Annotated in this window: 16 protein-coding genes; 5 read left to right on the forward strand and 11 right to left on the reverse strand. The window is 58.2% G+C overall.

Annotated elements, in window-relative coordinates; translation table 11 throughout:
* Positions 1 to 46: 46 nt before the first annotated feature.
* The 3 genes from AC2FNR_RS01165 to AC2FNR_RS01175 are packed head-to-tail and all read left to right on the forward strand — an operon-like array spanning position 47 to position 4,182.
* Entirely contained in the window at positions 47 to 1,033 is a 987-nt protein-coding gene (locus tag AC2FNR_RS01165) for a glycosyltransferase family 2 protein (RefSeq protein ID WP_496847683.1), read from the forward strand.
* Complete coding sequence (locus AC2FNR_RS01170) at positions 1,030 to 2,730, forward strand: DUF5927 domain-containing protein (RefSeq protein ID WP_496847684.1); 1,701 nt, start codon at positions 1,030 to 1,032, stop codon at positions 2,728 to 2,730. The genes AC2FNR_RS01165 and AC2FNR_RS01170 overlap by 4 nt, the downstream gene beginning before the upstream one ends.
* Before the next feature lie 6 nt (positions 2,731 to 2,736).
* Entirely contained in the window at positions 2,737 to 4,182 is a 1,446-nt protein-coding gene (locus AC2FNR_RS01175) for a nodulation protein NodH (protein WP_496847685.1), read from the forward strand.
* Here AC2FNR_RS01175 and AC2FNR_RS01180 read toward each other — a convergent pair.
* The 8 genes from AC2FNR_RS01180 to hslO form a co-directional block, all read right to left on the reverse strand.
* The gene (locus AC2FNR_RS01180) at positions 4,166 to 4,684 is read right to left on the reverse strand and encodes a L,D-transpeptidase family protein (RefSeq protein ID WP_480868943.1); all 519 of its coding nucleotides are present in this window, start codon (positions 4,682 to 4,684) and stop codon (positions 4,166 to 4,168) included. The two genes, AC2FNR_RS01175 and AC2FNR_RS01180, sit on opposite strands and share 17 nt — an antisense overlap.
* 61 nt (positions 4,685 to 4,745) lie before the next feature.
* Complete coding sequence (locus tag AC2FNR_RS01185; protein WP_170355643.1) at positions 4,746 to 5,531, reverse strand: ion transporter; 786 nt, start codon at positions 5,529 to 5,531, stop codon at positions 4,746 to 4,748.
* A 20-nt stretch (positions 5,532 to 5,551) separates the two neighbouring features.
* On the reverse strand, positions 5,552 to 6,775 hold the full coding sequence (locus tag AC2FNR_RS01190; RefSeq protein ID WP_496847686.1) for a class I SAM-dependent RNA methyltransferase: 1,224 nt from the start codon (positions 6,773 to 6,775) through the stop codon (positions 5,552 to 5,554).
* A gap of 48 nt (positions 6,776 to 6,823) precedes the next feature.
* Complete coding sequence (locus tag AC2FNR_RS01195) at positions 6,824 to 8,656, reverse strand: ABC transporter ATP-binding protein (RefSeq protein WP_496847687.1); 1,833 nt, start codon at positions 8,654 to 8,656, stop codon at positions 6,824 to 6,826.
* Positions 8,653 to 10,491, reverse strand: coding sequence for an ABC transporter ATP-binding protein (locus AC2FNR_RS01200; RefSeq protein WP_496847688.1), 1,839 nt, complete (start codon positions 10,489 to 10,491; stop codon positions 8,653 to 8,655). The genes AC2FNR_RS01195 and AC2FNR_RS01200 overlap by 4 nt, the downstream gene beginning before the upstream one ends.
* A 191-nt stretch (positions 10,492 to 10,682) precedes the next feature.
* Entirely contained in the window at positions 10,683 to 11,837 is a 1,155-nt protein-coding gene (locus AC2FNR_RS01205; protein WP_496847689.1) for a CCA tRNA nucleotidyltransferase, read from the reverse strand.
* Complete coding sequence (locus AC2FNR_RS01210) at positions 11,834 to 12,433, reverse strand: CoA pyrophosphatase (RefSeq protein ID WP_170755494.1); 600 nt, start codon at positions 12,431 to 12,433, stop codon at positions 11,834 to 11,836. The genes AC2FNR_RS01205 and AC2FNR_RS01210 overlap by 4 nt, the downstream gene beginning before the upstream one ends.
* Positions 12,423 to 13,400, reverse strand: a complete 978-nt coding sequence (hslO, locus tag AC2FNR_RS01215) for an Hsp33 family molecular chaperone HslO (protein WP_170355637.1) — start codon at positions 13,398 to 13,400, stop codon at positions 12,423 to 12,425. The genes AC2FNR_RS01210 and hslO overlap by 11 nt, the downstream gene beginning before the upstream one ends.
* A 76-nt stretch (positions 13,401 to 13,476) precedes the next feature.
* Here hslO and AC2FNR_RS01220 point away from each other — a divergent pair, with 76 nt between their 5' ends.
* Positions 13,477 to 13,920: an NUDIX hydrolase gene (locus AC2FNR_RS01220; RefSeq protein WP_496847690.1), complete on the forward strand. Its 444-nt coding sequence runs from the start codon at positions 13,477 to 13,479 to the stop codon at positions 13,918 to 13,920.
* Here the strand turns inward: AC2FNR_RS01220 and AC2FNR_RS01225 are convergent.
* Entirely contained in the window at positions 13,917 to 15,188 is a 1,272-nt protein-coding gene (locus AC2FNR_RS01225) for a PP2C family protein-serine/threonine phosphatase (protein ID WP_496847691.1), read from the reverse strand. The two genes, AC2FNR_RS01220 and AC2FNR_RS01225, sit on opposite strands and share 4 nt — an antisense overlap.
* A gap of 154 nt (positions 15,189 to 15,342) precedes the next feature.
* Between AC2FNR_RS01225 and AC2FNR_RS01230 the strand changes: the two genes are divergently transcribed.
* A complete protein-coding gene (locus tag AC2FNR_RS01230; protein WP_170355634.1) occupies positions 15,343 to 15,669 on the forward strand; it encodes an Hpt domain-containing protein in 327 nt (108 codons plus the stop codon).
* A 2-nt stretch (positions 15,670 to 15,671) separates the two neighbouring features.
* Here AC2FNR_RS01230 and AC2FNR_RS01235 read toward each other — a convergent pair whose 3' ends face one another.
* Both AC2FNR_RS01235 and ilvA read right to left on the reverse strand, forming a co-directional pair.
* Positions 15,672 to 16,550, reverse strand: a complete 879-nt coding sequence (locus AC2FNR_RS01235; RefSeq protein ID WP_480868929.1) for a hypothetical protein — start codon at positions 16,548 to 16,550, stop codon at positions 15,672 to 15,674.
* Between the two features lie 81 nt (positions 16,551 to 16,631).
* Positions 16,632 to 17,858, reverse strand: coding sequence for a threonine ammonia-lyase IlvA (ilvA, locus tag AC2FNR_RS01240; RefSeq protein WP_480868927.1), 1,227 nt, complete (start codon positions 17,856 to 17,858; stop codon positions 16,632 to 16,634).
* Positions 17,859 to 17,912 lie beyond the last annotated feature (54 nt).

Consider the following 17,912-nt stretch of genomic DNA (forward strand, 5'->3'; position numbering starts at 1 on the left):
AATCAAAAGGTTGGGCGGTCACGTGAGCCTGTTGGATTCTTACCGAATGAGACTGCGGCGCAAGCGCCGTATTTTGCGCTGCGTTCGAAAACGACGCGAGCTTTCGACCGTCTCGAACAACACTGGCAAGATCAAACGCCGCGACACCTTGCTGATGAGCGTGGTGCGGAATGAAAAAATCCGCCTTCCTTATTTTCTGGAATATTATCGTAAGCTGGGTGTGAACCATTTTCTTTTCGTGGACAATGACAGTGACGATGGCACGGCCGAGTTTCTGGCCGCGCAGCCGGATGTTTCGGTCTGGCATACAAACGCCAGCTATCGGCGCGCGACCTTCGGGATAGATTGGTCGAACTACCTATTGCGCAAATATGCCCATGGGCACTGGGTTCTGACCGTGGACCCGGATGAGTTTTTTATCTACCCGTTTTGCGACACGCGGCCGCTGCGGGCACTGACAGATTGGCTGGACGGATGCGCCGTTCGCAGCTTTGGCACGATGCTGCTGGATATGTACCCGCGTGGCCCGGTCGATGCACAGGTCTATACCGAAGGGCAGGATCCGTTCGAAATCGCCCATTGGTTCGATTCCGGCAATTACATGATCACCCGGAACCCGGAATACGGAAACCTTTGGATACAAGGTGGGCCGCGGGCACGGGTATTCTTTCGCGATACCCCGTCAAAGGCACCAGCGCTTAACAAAATCCCGCTGGTGAAATGGGATCGTCGCTATGCTTATGTCAGCTCGACTCATTCGCTGCTGCCACGAGGGTTGAACCAGGTCTATGACGAATGGGGCGGCGAAAAGGCCAGCGGCGCGCTGCTGCACGCAAAACTGATCAATACGCTGAGCGAAAAAGCCCGCGAAGAAATGGGCCGTCGCCAGCATTATCGCAAATCCGGCGAATATCAGGCTTATGCGCAGGGCCTGGACGAGCAGCCCGTCTTTTGGTGCACGTGGTCCGAGAAGTACATCAACTGGCGACAGCTTGAGATTCTGGGTCTTATGTCCAAGGGAAACTGGGCATGAGCAATCTGGGCGTCGTTATGCTGGTACACACGGCTCTGCACCGGGCCGAGCAGGTTGCGCGGCATTGGACGGCGTCGGGATGCCCCGTCGTGATCCACGTGGATCAGAACGTGTCAGATCAGGTCTTTTCCGATTTTGTGGCTTCTTGTGACGACAATCCACTTATCCGGTTCTCCAGACGTCACAAATGTCCGTGGGGCAGTTGGGGTCTTGTCGAGGCGTCGCAGGCAGGGGCCGAACTGATGCTGGACGCGTTCCCAGATGTTCACCATGTTTACCTGTCCTCGGGCGCTTGCCTACCTTTGCGACCAGTACCTGAACTGATCGAGTACCTCGCGCAACGCCCCAGAGTGGATTTCATCGAAAGTGCAACCACGGCAGACGTAAGCTGGACAATTGGCGGCCTGGATCAGGAACGCTTTACGCTGCGATTTCCGTTTTCATGGCGCAGGCATCGCAAACTTTTTGATGCCTATGTCAAATTGCAACGCGCACTGGGAATGCGTCGCAGCATTCCCGAGGGGCTGGTTCCGCATATGGGTAGCCAATGGTGGTGTCTGACACGCCAGACCCTGTCCGCAATTCTGCAAGACCCCAAACGCAAGGTCTATGATCGCTATTTCCGGCGGGTGTGGATCCCGGACGAAAGCTATTTCCAAACACTCGCCCGATTGTATTCCACACATATCGAAAGCCGGTCATTGACCTTGTCCAAGTTCGATTTCCAAGGTCGTCCGCATATATTCTACGACGACCATTTACAGCTTTTACGGCGGTCCGATTGTTTTGTGGCCCGCAAGATTTGGTGCAATGCCGACCGCTTGTATCAGACCTTTCTGACCAAACAGAGCAGCGCAGTCACTCCGGCTGAGCCAAGCCCCGGCAAGATCGACCGAGTGTTTTCCAAAGCGGTCGAGCGTCGCACGCGCGGGCGGGATGGCTTGTACATGCAAAGCCGCTTTCCCCGGCATGGCAGCGAGAACGGTCTGACGTGTTTTCCCTACTCAGTGTTTCAGGGCTTTACGGAACTGTTCGACGATTTTGAAAGCTGGCTGACGGATACGACTGGTGCACGCGTCCATGGCCATCTCTTTGCCCCGGAACGTGCCCAGTTTTCGGGGGGTGAGACGATCTCGAATGGCGCACTCAGCGACTGCGCGACTTTGCGGGATTATAACCCAACCGCCTTCCTGTCTAATCTGATCTGGAACACGCGCGGCGAGCGCCAGTGTTTTCAATACGGACCTCGCGACACGCAGTCGCTTAATTGGTTTCTGGCGCGCGACAAGAATGCTCAGATTTCGGTCGTGACCGGGGCGTGGGCCATATCTCTGTTTCGGTCAAATATGAATTTTTCGGATATCCGGGCCGAGGCCGCGCGCCTTCAGCAGATCGAAACCAAGCAGCTCGAGGTTCTGAACTCGGTCTGGACCAAAGCGCGGGTACGAACGTGGTCACTGGCTGAATTCGTCGAATCCCCCATGGAACCCCTGCAAACTGAGGCAGACGAAATTGGAATGCAGACCCAAGCCCACCTGACGACCGCGCCGACGATGGTTGACCTGAGCGGCTTTGGACAGTTTCTGCAGAACCTAAAAAACCAAGGAATGCACCCTTACCTGATGGGCGATTTTCCTGCTGATGATGTGTTCGGCAAACGGACAAGACCCTATCACAAACCCTATCTGGTGCAGTGACCACTTATGCAGCCCCGTTTCGACTATTTTGTCATCCTTGCCGCCATGCGCACCGGCTCCAACCTGCTCGAGGCGAACCTGAACGCACTGGATGGTGTCACAAGCCATGGCGAGGCGTTCAATCCCCATTTCATCGGACGCGTTAAATCGGACACGCTTTTGGACATTTCGTTGGACGAACGGGACGCCGACCCGTCACGCCTGCTGGAAGCAATCAGGATTGCACCCGGCGAAATGAATGGGTTTCGTTTTTTCCAAGGGCATGATTCCCGCGTGTTAGAGCCTGTTTTGAGCGATCCCCGTTGCGCCAAGATCATCCTGACGCGTAATCCGTTGGACAGTTTCATTTCCCTGCAGATAGCGCGGGAAACCAAGCAATGGCAGTTAAAGAACATAAAACGCCGGCGCGAAGCTCAGGTTGAATTCGATCCTCACAGCTTTAGGGACTATCTGGACCAGCAGCAGGATTTTCAGCTGTTTTTGCTGCACCATTTGCAGGCAAGCGGCCAAACGGCCTTCTACATCTCGTATGATGACCTGCATCGTCTTGAAACTCTGAACGGTCTGGCCAAGTGGTTAGGTGTGGAAAGTCGCTTGTCCCGGATCGACGACACGCTCAAGCCGCAAAACCCCGAGCCGCCTCTGGCCAAAGTCACCAACCCTGACGAGACCGAGCAATCCCTGCACGGGCTGGACTATTTCAATCTGCATCGCACACCCAATTTTGAACCTCGAAGAGGTCCGGCGGTCGCCAATTACGTTGCAGCACCGAACACGCGAGTGATGTATTTGCCAGTTCGCGGAGGTGTCGAGGATCGGGTTAAGGCGTGGTTGGCCAAACTCGACGGGGTGTCGCCCGAGGATCTGTTGACGAACCAGAACCGCAAGCAAACCCGGCACTGGCTTCAGTCCAACAAAGGGCATCGTAAGTTCACCGTTGTGCGCCATCCTTTGGCCCGCGCACATTCGGTGTTTTGCAGGTACATCCTCAGTACCGAACCTGGCGCCTATCTGAAGATACGCAACATACTGCGCAACCGGTTCAAAATCCCGATCCCGGGACATGTGCGCGCTGAAACCTATTCACTGGATCAACACCATGAAGCGTTCAGCGCGTTTCTGGTGTTTCTGCGCCAAAACCTCGCCGGGCAAACCCCTGTTCGAGTGGATGGCGTCTGGTGCAGTCAGGCACAAGTCCTTGAGGGGATGGCGTCGTTCGCTCTGCCCGATCTGATCTTACGCGAAGATGAAATGACCAAAGCGCTTCCTGATCTGGTGCGAGAGATGGGTCATGATGCCCCACCCATGCCGGATACAGCCCCCGATGACGCGCCATTCACATTGGCCGAAATTTACGACGAAACACTCGAAACGCTGGCAGAGGATGCCTACCAGCGCGACTATATGCAATTCGGGTTCGGAGGATGGAAACCGGCTACGGGCGCAACGTGATAGTCGTGCCGCGATTCACCATCGCATAGATCTCTTCGATCTCTTCGTTAGTGACCGCGATGCAACCCGCCGTCCAGTCTTCTGTTTTCTTTGCCCGTTTACGCTCGGCCCGCTTGTTGGGTTGGCCGTGGATAAAGATGTCTCCGCCCGGATCAACACCGGCCGCCTTGGCCTGAGCCACATCCTGCGAGTTGGGATAGGAAATACCCAACGACAGGTGATAACGGCTGTTGGGATTGCGGCGATCAATCAGATACGTGCCTTCCGGCGTGCGTCCGTCACCGCGCTTGGTCTTGGTGCCCCGCGGAGCAAAGCCAAGGTCGACCTTGTATTCCTTCAGGACATGTTCGTTATGAAGAAGATAAAGTTTACGTGCACCCTTGTTGATCACTAATGAGGTGACCTCGGGCCCGTCATAGGTCAGAAACCTTGGGCTGGCCGACGCGCAGGCCGAAAGGCCCAGCGTTGCTACAGCACCCATTCCAAATGCTCGACGATCCATGTTTCACTGCCTGCTGCTCTGTTTTTTTCAAGGATTATGCCAGAATCGGCAAAAACTGAAATCACTTTTTGATGTCCGAGTGCTCAATTAAACGGCGCTCGATGCTTTCCAGCCGCTCCAGAACCTCATCGCGGTAGGCGTCGGTTTTAACCTCATCCTCGGCATGGTGGGCATCCTGCATCGAATTCACGATCAGACCGACCAGCAGGTTCACCACGGCGAATGTCGTGACCATGATGAAGGGCACAAAGAACAACCAGGCATAGGGGTACACCTCCATCACCGGGCGGACGATACCCATCGACCAGCTTTCCAGCGTCATGATCTGGAACAACGTGTAGGCCGACAGACCCAGATCACCGAACCACTCGGGAAAGCTGTAGGAAAACAGTTTGGTCGAGATCACGGCCCCGATATAAAACAGGATCGCCATCAGTAGGAACACACTGGCCATGCCCGGCAACGCCGAGATGAAGCCTTCCACCACTCGGCGCAGGCGCGGCGCAACGGATATTACCCGCAACACCCGCAGAATTCGCAGTGCCCGCAGCACCGACAGGGCACCCGCACTCGGGACAAGAGCGATGCCCACGATGATGAAATCGAAGATATTCCAGCCGCTTGTAAAAAACCTGCGGCCCGTTGCGACCAGCTTCATCGCGATCTCAGCCACAAAGATCGCAAGACACAACTTATCCAGAGTTACGATCAGGGGGCCCGCAGCCTCCATCAGCGTGGGTGAGGTCTCCATCCCCAAAAGCACCGCATTGAACAGGATGACCCCGGTGATGAATTTCCCAAACCATGGGGCTTCGATGATGGTCAGCAGGCGCTGAGTGATCCCCATTGGGATGGTCTCCTGTGCGGTTAGGGGTTCAGGGTGAACCGGGCGGCAAGTTCGGTGTGGGACGACCATCGAAATTGGTCAACCACCTGTACCCATTCAAGGGTGTATCCCGCGTTAACCAGCGTCTTTGCGTCGCGGGCAAAAGTCACCGGGTTGCACGAAACATAGGCAATCACCGGACGTTTGGCCTGCGCCAGCTCAGCAGTTTGCGCCTCGGCCCCGGCGCGGGGCGGGTCGATGACCACGGCGTCATAGGATTTCAGCTCATCGGGCATCAAAGGGCGGCGGAATAGGTCGCGCGCCTCGGTCGTGACTTTCTTGAGGCCCTGCGCCCGCCGCCAGCCCTGATCCAGTGCCTCGGTCATGGCGGATTCGCCTTCGACGGCATGCACTTCGGCGGCTTCCGCCAGCGGCAGAGAGAAGGTTCCGCTGCCCGCAAACAGGTCAACGATCCGCTTTGCCCCTTGCGTGGCCTGCGAAACCGCCTGTAACAGAGCCTGTTCTCCGTATTTCGTGGCCTGCAGAAACGCGCCGGGGGGCGGGACGACCGCCGCTTTGCCGAACCGTTGAACGGGGGGTTGGCGCATGGCGATGACTTCACCGTCCCAACTAAGACGGGCGAGGCCATGTTTCTCGGTTGCTTGCGCCAGGGCCAGCTCCAGCGGGCCGTCCAGCGGTTTACCACCTTTCACGGCCACATCCAGCCCGCCCTCGGACAGGGTCAGGGTAACGGCCAAAACTCCCTTTCGGCTGCCACCCAACAGGGCCAACGCCTCGGCCACGGGGATCGCAGCGATCAGGTCCGGATCCAGCAGGTGACAATCAGGTATCTCGGTGATGGTATCAGACGCGCGTCCATGGAATCCCGCAAGCGTGCCCTTTTTCGTCCGCCGCACGGCGACGGTGGCCCGCCTGCGCGAACGTTCCGGCGAGGTGTGAATGGGCCGCGTCGGCGCATCGAGCCCCTGCGCGGCCAGCGCGTTGCGCACCACATCCACTTTCCACCCAGCGACAAAATCGTCTGACGCGTGCTGCAGCTGACACCCGCCGCACGCCTTGTAGTGGCGGCACGGCGCCTTGACACGCTGGTCCGAGGGGGTTTCGACCCGGATATCTTGCAAAAACTGACCGTCCACCGTGCCGCTAACCACCTCACCCGGAAGGGTACGCGGGGCATAGACAGGGCCTTCGGCGATGCCATCGCCCTGATGACCAAGGCGGATTATGGTGAATTGCTGCGTCATGGGGGCCTGATACCGGGGGTTTGCGCGCAACAAAAGCCCTTTGGGCCCTTATTCTGCCGCCTCTGCCTGAATGAACCCACCGGACTGGCGATGCCAGAACCGGGCATACAGGCCGCCTTGCTCTAACAGGGCCTCATGGGTGCCGGTTTCCACGATCCGGCCCTGATCCAAAACCACGATCCGGTCCATCTCGCTGAGCGTTGACAGGCGGTGCGCGATTGCCAGCACGGTCTTGCCCTGCATCACCCGGTGCAACGCGGTTTGAATCGACGCCTCAACCTCGGAATCCAATGCCGACGTCGCCTCATCCAACACCAGAATCGGCGCGTCCTTCAGAATGGCGCGGGCCAGAGCGATCCTCTGCCGTTGCCCGCCCGACAATTTCACCCCCCGCTCACCCAGATGCGCGTCATATCCTGTGCGGCCATGGGCGTCCTGTAGCGACAGGATGAACTCATGCGCTTCGGCTTTTTGAGCGGCTGCGATCATATCCTCCTCGGACGCGTCCGGGCGGCCGTACAGAATATTCTCGCGCGCGGATCGGTTGAACATCGCAGTTTCCTGCGTGACCATGCCGATTTGACTGCGCAGGCTGTCCTGAGTGACCTGGCTGATATCCTGCCCATCAATCGAAATCGCGCCTTTTTCCCCATCATAGAGCCTGAGTAGCAGCGAAACCAAGGTTGATTTACCCGCGCCGGATGCGCCGACAATGCCCAGTTTCTCGCCCGCGTGAACGGTCATATTCACATCGGACACACCGCCCACATCGCGGCCATAGGCAAAGCTGACATGGTCAAAGGCGATCCAGCCCTCGGGCACGCGAAGGACGGTCGCGTCTGGCGCATCCTCGACCCGGTCGCGCTTGGCCAGAGTGTTCATGCCGTTCTCGACCTCACCCACATTGGCATAAAGGCCCATCAGCGTGAAACTGACCCAGCCGGTCATCTGCGAAATGCGGATCGAGACCGCACCCGCCGCCACAATATCCCCTGCTGTCGCGATCCCATTGCGCCACAGCATCAGCGTGACGCCCAAGAGCAGAACCGGCAGAACCCCGGCCAGTACCATAAGGATCAGCCGGAAACTGGCCGACAGCTTGCCGAAGGCCAGCATCTTTTCCCGCAGATCGACCATCGCGTTTCGTGCGGCCTGATCCTCGAAAGCGGAATGGGCGAAGAGCTTCACAGTTTTGATATTGGTTATCGTGTCGACCACCTGCCCCGACACCATCGCCCGCGCCCCGGCCCGTGCCGCCGACCGCACGCGGATGCGCGGCAGATACCAGCGGATCAGCAGGAAATAGACCACCAGCCAAGCGGCAAAAGGAAGGATCACCAGCGGATGAATAGACCCTAACAAAAGCAAAGAGCCCACAAGCGAGGCCAGTGCAAACACAATCGCACTAATCGTTTCCGACACGACAGAGGCCAACGCGTTCGAGGTCTGCATCTGCTTCTGCGCGATCCGGCCTGCGAAATCGTCGTCGAAATAGGTCACAGACTGACCCAGAGTCCAGCGGTTCAGCTTGGCCAGAACCAGCGGCGGAATGTTGGGCATGACGATGTAGTTGTTCGAAAAGGCCGACAGCCCGAAAAACACCGGACGCAGCAGCATGAAAAACGCCGCCACCCCTAAGATCGTCCACAGCGCGGGGCCGCTCAGAATGCCCTCGGGCCCGGTTTCCGCAGTCAGGTCGATCACAAGACCCAGCATCCACGCCGTGCCCGCTTCCATCGCGCCGGCGGTGGCTGAGAAGGCCGCGGCTACAAAGATCATCGGCCAGGCGCCCGACAGGCACCAGCGAATGAACGCCCCCAGCGTTTGCGGCGGGGGCGTTTCGGTGTTTTTGAACGGGTTGATCAGGTCGGCAAGCTTCATTCCGCAGCCTCGGGGTTCAGAAAGCCACCAGATTGCCGCGCCCAGAACTGCGCGTACAGCCCGCCATTGGCCAGCAGTTCAGCATGACCACCCTGTTCGACGATCCTGCCGCCATCCATGACCAGAATGCGGTCCATCTGAGCAATGGTGCTCAGACGGTGGGCGATGGCGATCACGGTTTTTCCTTGCATCATGCCGTAAAGCGTTTCCTGGATTGAGGCTTCGACCTCGGAATCTAGGGCAGAGGTCGCCTCATCCAACAACAAAATCGGCGCGTTTTTCAGAATGACCCGTGCCAGCGTCACCCGCTGCCGTTGCCCACCCGACAGCTTTACACCGCGTTCACCCACATGCGCGTCATAGCCGATGCGCCCCTGAGGGTCTTGCAGATCCAGGATGAACTCATGCGCTTCGGCCTGTTTGGCGGCGGCGATCATCTGCTCTTCGGTCGCGTCGGGACGGCCATAAAGGATATTGTCCCGGACCGAGCGATGCAGCAGCGCGCTGTCCTGTTGCACCATGCCGATATGGCTGCGCAAACTGTCCTGCGTGACCTGCGCGATGTTTTGAGCGTCGATCAGGATCGCCCCTTGTTCGACGTCGTAAAACCGCAAAAGTAGTTTTACTAGGGTCGATTTTCCAGCGCCGGATCGCCCGATGAGGCCGATCTTTTCGCCCGGCTGGATCGTCAGGTTGATGTGGTCCAGCCCCCCGGTTTTGCGCCCGTAGTGGTGCGACAGATCGCGAATGTCGATCTGGCCGTTGCCCAGCTGCAAGGGTTCGGCACCCGGCGCATCCAGCAGATCGATGGGTTGAGCAATGGTCTCCATCCCTTCGGCCACAACGCCAAGCTGGCGAAAGAAACTGGTCAGCGCCCACATGATCCAGCCGGTCATCGCATTCAACCGCAGGGTCAAAGCGGTGGCCGCCGCTACCACCCCAACCGAGGCACTGCCCTGCATCCACAGCGCAATCGCCCAACCGACAACGCCCACGATCAGCAGCCCGTTCAACGTGACCAAAACCGCATCCATGATGGTGAAAATCCGCATCTCGATCTGGAAGGTACGGCGGGTTTCCTCGATGGCTTCGCGGGCATAGTCGAGTTCCTGCGCGTCATGGGCAAACATCTTGACCGAATGGATATTGGTATAGCTGTCCACAACTCGCCCTGTGACAGCCGAGCGCGCATCAGAGGCCGCCTGCGACGCAGGGCCAACACGCGCCACTGTCCAGCGTACCAGAAAACCGTACAATGCAAACCAAATCAGCAACGGCAAAAGCAAACGCGGATCAGCTGCCATCAACAGGATCGCAGCACCCACCAGATAGGCCAGCGAGAACGAGATTGCGTCAAAGACCTGAAACACCGCCTCACCCGCCGCAGGGGGGGTCTGCATTATGCGGTTGGCGATCCGGCCCGCGAAATCATTCTCGAACCAGCCCACGGACTGACGCAGTACATGCTTATGCGCGCGCCAACGAAAAATAGTGCCTATATTGGGCAAAATCGCATTGTTTAGCAAAAGTACGTCCACCACGTGCAGCAGCGGACGCAGCAGCAACACGAAGACGGCCATCAGGATCAACTCGGTGCCGTGGGCCTGCCAAACCTCGGCCGGAGACCCGGACAGCAGGTCAACAACGCGGCCCATATAGTAGATCAGCCCGACTTCGACACCGGCTACGATAATCGAGATCAGCGCAGCCCAAAAGAACAGCCGATAAAACGGTCGCGTGTATTCCAACATGAACGGCCACAGCCGCGTGGGTGGTGTGTTGGTTTCCTGATAGGCGACAAAAGGGTCAACAAGGTTTTCGAAATAGCGAAACATGGAGGATGCTCCAGATTGAGCAGATAACAGGTCATGCGAAGACAGATGGCGCCAGAACACCACCCCTACGGGTCAAAGTGTTCCGGCTTTAGCCGAACCAGATCCCGTAATACATTCGCATCCCTCCAATCATGTGACAGCCGCACGTAAGCACAAAGCTTTCGGCTTGTCATCCCTTTTTGAGACCTCGCCTACCCGCCCAGCAGATCACTTCGGGTCAAGGCAAAGCCGGATGCGATCCAGCGGGCCTCAAGCTCGGCCAGCTTCTTACCCAGCGCGGGACCGGTAAATTCAGGGATCAGATCAGTAGCCTGAACGGGGAAATCGGCGGCCGCCCCGGCGCGCAGGTCTTGGCGCATCGCCTCGGACCAAGGCTGTTCCAGCAAGGCGCAACGCAGCAGGGTTTCGTGCATCCCGCCCTCTTCGCCATAGCGAAAGCCCAGCTCGGCAATGCTGGTGGTGGCCATTGCTTCATCACGCATCCGGGTCAGGCGTTGCAGCTGCGCCTTGCTTAGGCGCAGGGTTTTGGCGATCTCGGGCGTTGCTATGGAAGCCAGGCGGCGGATCGGGTCAGGCGTGGCCCCGGCCTGTTCTTCCAACGCAACCAACGGGGCAAGCGCGCGATCCTCGGCCCCCGGCAGCACCTGCGCCAACACTCCTGCCTGCCGCATCGCTGCGACCGAGGGCGCAGGATCAGTCGCGCCAAGCAGCTTCAACATCTCGGCCCCGACCCGTTCGCGGGACAGACCGGTCAATCCGTCCAGATTGGCAGCAATCGCGGCCAGTGCATCCGCGTCGAAACCCGCATCCATATCGCCGTACCACGCATGAAACCGGAAAAAGCGCAGCGAGCGCAGGTAGTCCTCGCGAATGCGGTTTTCGGCGGTGCCGATGAAGCGCACCCGCCGCGCCTGCAGGTCCGGCAAACCGTTAAGCGGGTCCAATACAGAGCCATCGGGTCGGGCGTATAGCGCGTTCATGGTGAAGTCACGCCGCGCGGCGTCTTCTTCGATTGCGTCGGCAAAGGCCACAACGGCGCGGCGGCCGTCCGTCTCTACATCACGGCGAAAGGTGGTGATCTCATGTGGGACGCCGTGGCTGACCACGGTGACAGTGCCATGTTCGATCCCGGTGGGAATGGCCTTGAGGCCCGCGGCCTGCGTCAGTTCCATCACCCGTTCGGGGCGCGCATCCGTTGCGATGTCGATATCCGAAACCGGTGCCTTCAACAGCGCATTGCGCACGCAACCACCAACAAAAAGCGCCTGTGCCCCGGCATCCGTCAGGGCTGCGCACAATTTTTGGGTTGCTGGGTCCGCGACCCAACCGTCCGAGATTTGTGTCATTCGTTCATCCGCGCGGCCAATCCCCGCAACATCCGGGCCGTCGCGCCCCAGATATAATAAGGACCGAACGGCACTGCATAATAATACCGTTTGTGGCCACCCCAGCGGCGCGATTCGACAACATAATTCGCCGGATCAAGCACATGTGTCAGAGGAACCGAGAATACCTCGTCAACCTCGCCCGGCTCGGGGGTGATCGGGAACGGGTCTCGCAGGATTGCCACAACCGGCGTCACAGTGAACGCGGTGACGGTTTCGTGCGGCGGCAGATGGCCCAAAACCTGCGGCACGTCGCTGGGCAGGCCGATTTCCTCCTGCGCCTCGCGCAAGGCGGCGGCGGTCACATCCGCGTCGCCTTCGTCTTGTTTGCCGCCGGGAAAGGCGATCTGGCCCGGATGATGTTTCAGCGCCGAGGACCGTTTCGTCAGGATCAGGCAAGGCTCATCGCTTGCGATTGAGATCGGCACTAGCACACCGGCCGGACGCAGTTTGCGCCCCTCGGGCAGCACCGTGTCGGGGTTTAGGTCGAAATCGCTGGACCCCGGGCCGGGGCGGCGCAGCGCCGCCCGCAGCTGTTCGGTGGGATCAGGCCTCATCCGCATCAAAACCGACAGAGGCCGGATCCAGCACGTAATGCGCACCGCAGAACTGGCAATCTGCGGTCACGTCGCCCTCGGGCGTCGTCATCTTTTCAATGTCGCGCGCCGAGTAGATCGACAGGCTTTGACGCACACGATCCTCGGAACAGGTGCAACCGAATTGCACCGGCTGCGCGTCATAGACACGCGGCTGTTCCTCGTGAAACAGGCGGATCAGCAGGTCGGTGGGCGCGATCGAGGGGCCGATCAGCTCAAGATCCTCGACCGTATCCAGCAGGATGTTCACGCGGCCCCAGTTTTCACCTTCATCCCCGTCGACTAGATCATTGGCCGTCAGAATCTCACCGCTGCCTTCACCCGATGCGGCAAAGGGCGAGGCTTTGGGCATATGCTGCAACATGATCCCGCCCGCGCGCCAGTGTTCACCGACGCCCGGCTCAGTCGATTTGCCAAAGCTGAGCGAGAACCTCGTCGGCAACTGTTCAGATTGTGCGAAATACGCCTCGGCACAAGCACTAAGCGAACCACCCGCCAGCGGGGTGATGCCCTGATACGGCTGCGTGCCCTCGCCCTGGTCGATGAGGATGGCAAAATACCCCTCACCCACTTGATCAAAGGGGGCGGCGTCGGTCAGCTTATCTCGGTCGAAACTGGCATAGGCACGGATGCGGGCCGGCTCGCCCTCTTGCGTGGGGGCATAGTAGTCGGTGGCGATCATGCGCACCGCGCCCTTGGACTGCACCTGAAGCGACAGTTTCCAGCGCAGAGCAACGGTCTGGCCGATCAGCGCGGTCAGCAGGGCCATCTCGGCCACCAGAGCCTCGACCTTTTCGGGGTAATCATGCTGTTTCAGGATGCCGTCCAGCACCCCGTCCAGCCGCGCGACGCGGCCGCGCATATCCGACAGATCAAGTTGAAAGGGCAGGACGGTGTCGTCCCACGCGATTTTGGTTCCAAGAGACATGGGGTTTCCTTACACGCCACAGATTGGCATACCGCCAGCATATAGGTCGAAGTTTTCGGGTTGTAAGGGGCCATACATGATCAGACGGTTCGGTGAAACCCCGCAATCGGGGCAGAAATACATCAGACGTGTCGGAGTTTATGCTCTGTTACCGCGCGGCGGCAGCCTGTTGCTGACCTGCCAGTTGCAGCCCGGCCCCGATCTGCAACTGCCCGGAGGCGGTATTGATCCGGGCGAATCACCGATCACCGCCCTGCATCGCGAAGTGTACGAGGAAACCGGTTGGCTGATCGCCGCGCCGCGTCGCATGGGCGCGTTTCGGCGCTTTACCTTCATGCCCGAATACGACCTGTGGGCCGAGAAAATCTGCCTGATCTACCGCGCCCGACCCCTGCGCCGCATCGGCCCCCCGACCGAGCCGTTTCACGAGGCGCTATGGATGGACTGCGCGGACGCTGCGCAGATGTTGGGCAATGCGGGCGACCGCCACTTCGCCAAGCTACATTTACAGAGCCTTTAGGTTCCGCTGTATTCAAAAAAAACTGCGGACACATCGTCGTCCATTCCGGTGTTGGGCACCATCTTCTGTGTCAGCCGCCAGAACATATCATCCAGAAACTCTGTCCCACATCGCTCGGGCACGCAGTTTAGCGCCAGGTCTCGCAACCCCTCCTCTTCAAGCAAGCCACCATCAGCAATACTGCATTCGGTGAAGCCATCAGAATACAGCAGCAGTTTGTCGCCCGGCTGCATATAGGTCTCAGTACGCTGGAATTTGACATCCGGCAGCAGGCCGATTGGCAAACCGCCTTCGCCCAGAAATTCGGTGGTTCCGTCGGCCCGCAGCATTAGCGGATGGGGATGACCGGCCTGAACCATCTTAAGATGCCCGTTGCGCAAATCGACAATCGCGTAAACCATCGTGAAATATTCTTCGACACCCGCATCCGCCATTAGTCGAGAATTCAACATCTCGGCCACCTGTTCCGGCGGCAGCAACGCATAGAATTTGTCAAATCGCTTTTCCATCGCCACGTTCTGATCAAAGTGGTTGCTGGACAGATACCCCCCCAACCGCGCCGTCATCATGGCCGAGGTTATACCGTGGCCCGAGACATCAATGCTGTAAAATCCCAGCCGGTTCACGCCGGGCGAAAACATACCGACCAGGTCGCCGCCAATATGCCCGCAAGGTTTCAATAACAAACTGACCCGCGACTTGCCGAATTCCCTAATCAGTTCCGGCACCAGAGATTCCTGAATCTTGCGCGCCTGCATCAGATCCTTGTCGATGGCGTCATGCGCCACGCGCAACTCTTCCAGCGCGGTTTCGATCATACGGTTTTTCTCGGACAATTCACGCTGCATATCCAGAATGCGGGCGCCCGCCGAAATACGGGCGCGCAGTTCATCCGCCTCAAGCGGTTTGATCAGGAAGTCGTCGGCCCCCGCATCCAGACCGCGCGCCACTTCCTGCTTTTCGCTTTTTGATGTCAGCAGAATGAAATAGCTGTACTGGTCGCAGTCCAACGCGCGGAAGGCCCGACAAAATTCCAACCCACTCATCCCCGGCATGACCCAGTCGCTGAGCACCAGATCAGGCGGTGTGTTTGCGCAGATCTCGATGGCCGCTTCACCATTGTCGGCCTCGAAAACTTCGAACCCCCATTTCTTCAGAGACGCCACAAGAATGCGTCGTTGCAGGCGGCTGTCATCAACGACAAGCACCTTTTGGATCGCTCCAAAATCCAGCTCTGACCTGATGTCTTTGCGACTGACCTCTGCCACGTGAGTCCTCAGCGATGGGGCGCCTACCTAATTCTGCTCAACCTATAGCGCAGCGGTTTAACAACCGGTGAAAGGCAATACTGAACCCGCTTAACCCAACCTTTACCTTGGGCGGGCTAAGCAATCAGACAACAGTTATTGCGGAGCTTGCGGCATGATCGACTGGGCCAGAGTCAAACAGCTTAGGGATGAGGTCGGCGCAAGCGAGTTTGACGAAGTGGTGAATATTTTTCTTGATGAAGTACAAGAGGTAATTGGCCGCCTTCGCACCGACACCCATCGGGTAAGTTTTGACCAAAACCTGCATTTTCTGAAAGGCAGCGCACTCAGCCTGGGATTCCAATCATTGGCAAAGCTGTGCCAAGACGGTGAAAGGCATTCCGCACAGGGGAACAGCAAGTCTGTAGACCTCGATAGTATCGTTCAGGTGTTTGAGGCATCAGCTGCGGAATTCAAGTCCGATCTGGGGAAGATCTCGTAGCCTTACAGTTTGATCGGAAAGTCCTCGGGAAAACGGAATTTCCGCAAAGTTACCTCAAGCGCCCGGTCGTGGGTGAAATATCCGTCGGCCATTGTCTTTAGCGTTCGGGTTGCCTCCAGTCGGCTCAGTTCGACACATTCTTCCATCGGCAATTCCTGTGTGCGTGCAAGCTCTTTTACCAGACGACGGAAACGGCGTGAGCGCCGACGCCAGCCCACGATACCGACCGATTGCCCTGGTGTGCTGGCGATCTTGACGCCATCCGCCATGGATTGGTCCACAAGCGGCGATCTTTCCTCTTGGCGTCGATGCAACTCTTGTAGATTTCCATAGTGAAAGTGCAGGTTGAGCAGACCCGGCAGCAGACGGAACGTGTCGTTTGTCACACCATGCCCGCCCGTTCCAAAAGCGGCCCGGCGCTGGACGATACACGGTTTCGAATAGGGAACCTCGAAAAGGCTGAACTTTTCGCCCTTGAACAACAAATCTTCATCATCGTCCTGCAAAGTGACCAAATTGAATCCGACAGCGCCAGCGGTGTTTTCACCAAATGCGAATTCATAGTCTAGCAAGCCCGATCCATCGGCGGTTAGCAGCACTTCATCACAATCCGAAACAATCACTCGGCTGTAGAACTGAGTCAGCATAGCTGAAAAATCCGACAGCATTCGCCAGCGGGCATATTCAAACGTTTGGTGCAAACCATCGCGCAAAATCGCAATCACATTGCAGCCCTCGCCGATCCGATCGATTTCAGGATCAGCTCCGTGCGACAGAATATAGACGTTCTCGGGCCCAAGCTGGGCCGAGTAGTAGGCGACCCATTTCTCAAGATACCAATAGTCGCGCCATACCATGGTCACTGCTGCAAGCGGCTTCATCTGTGCACTTTCCAGTCTTGTTCGCTCGCTCGTGCCTAGGCGAATTTCCAAGTGCAAACAAGTCGATCGACAAATGCGCCGTCAGATCACGAACTGTGCAAGCGTTTCGTCTTCGGTGATGTCGGTATAGGTGAATCCGGCTTCGTCCAGATGCGCAAACAAGCGGGCGAAATTCTCGGGCTTGCGGGTTTCGATCCCGATCAGGACCGAACCGAAATTGCGCGCCGATTTTTTCATGTATTCAAACCGGGCGATGTCATCCTCGGGGCCGAGGATACTCAGAAATTCTTTCAAAGCTCCGGGGCGTTGCGGCAAGCGCAGGATGAAATACTTTTTCACACCCGAATAGCGCTGCGCCCGTTCCTTAACCTCGGGCAGGCGTTCGAAATCGAAATTCCCACCGGATGTCACACAGACCACAGTCTTGCCGCGGATAAAACTTTGGATATCGCCCAGCGCCTCGATCGCCAGCGCACCGGCGGGTTCCAGCACGATGCCCTCGACATTCAACATCTCGATCATGGTGGTGCAGATGCGGTCCTCGGACAGGACATGCACGTCGGACAGGTGACGATCCTTGAGCAGCGCAAAGGGTTTCGCGCCGATCTTGCCCACCGCCGCCCCATCGACGAAATTGTCCACATGGTCCAGTGCCACCGGATGCCCCGCCGCCATCGCCGCGTGCAGGCAGGCCCCGCCTTTAGGTTCAACAAACAGGCAATGAGTGCGATCCCCGAACCACGTTGCCACGCCCGAGGACATACCGCCCCCGCCAACCGGCAGGATCACGTGATCAGGCAGATGGCCCAACTGCTCCTCGATCTCAACGGCCAGTGAGGCCTGCCCCTCAATCACGTCCTCATCGTCGAACGGCGACAGGAAATGCCCACCCTGATCGGCGCACCAGGCCTGCGCAGCGGCCAGAGTGTCGTCGAAATAGTCGCCGGTCAGGTGGATTTCGACATTGTCGCCACCGAAGATGCGGGTTTTCTGGATTTTTTGCTGCGGCGTCGTCACTGGCATGAAGATCACCCCGCGCACGTCCAGATGTTTACACATGAACGCCACGCCCTGTGCGTGATTGCCCGCGCTGGCGCAGACGAACAGGTCTTGTCCCTGCTGTTTGCGCATGGCATTGAACGCGCCGCGAATTTTATATGAGCGTACCGGGCTGAGGTCTTCGCGTTTCAGCCAGATATCCGCGCCATATCGGTCAGACAGATGGGCATTGCGCTGTAGCGGCGTTGCCGGAAAAACAGAGCGCATCGCCTGTTCGGCGGCGCGGGCGCGGGTCATGAAATCACTCATGACCCGTTCAGTGGCCGATCCTGACTAAAAGAGCAAGGAATACATATGTGTACG

The organism is Ruegeria sp. SATB045 (genome assembly GCF_059613525.1).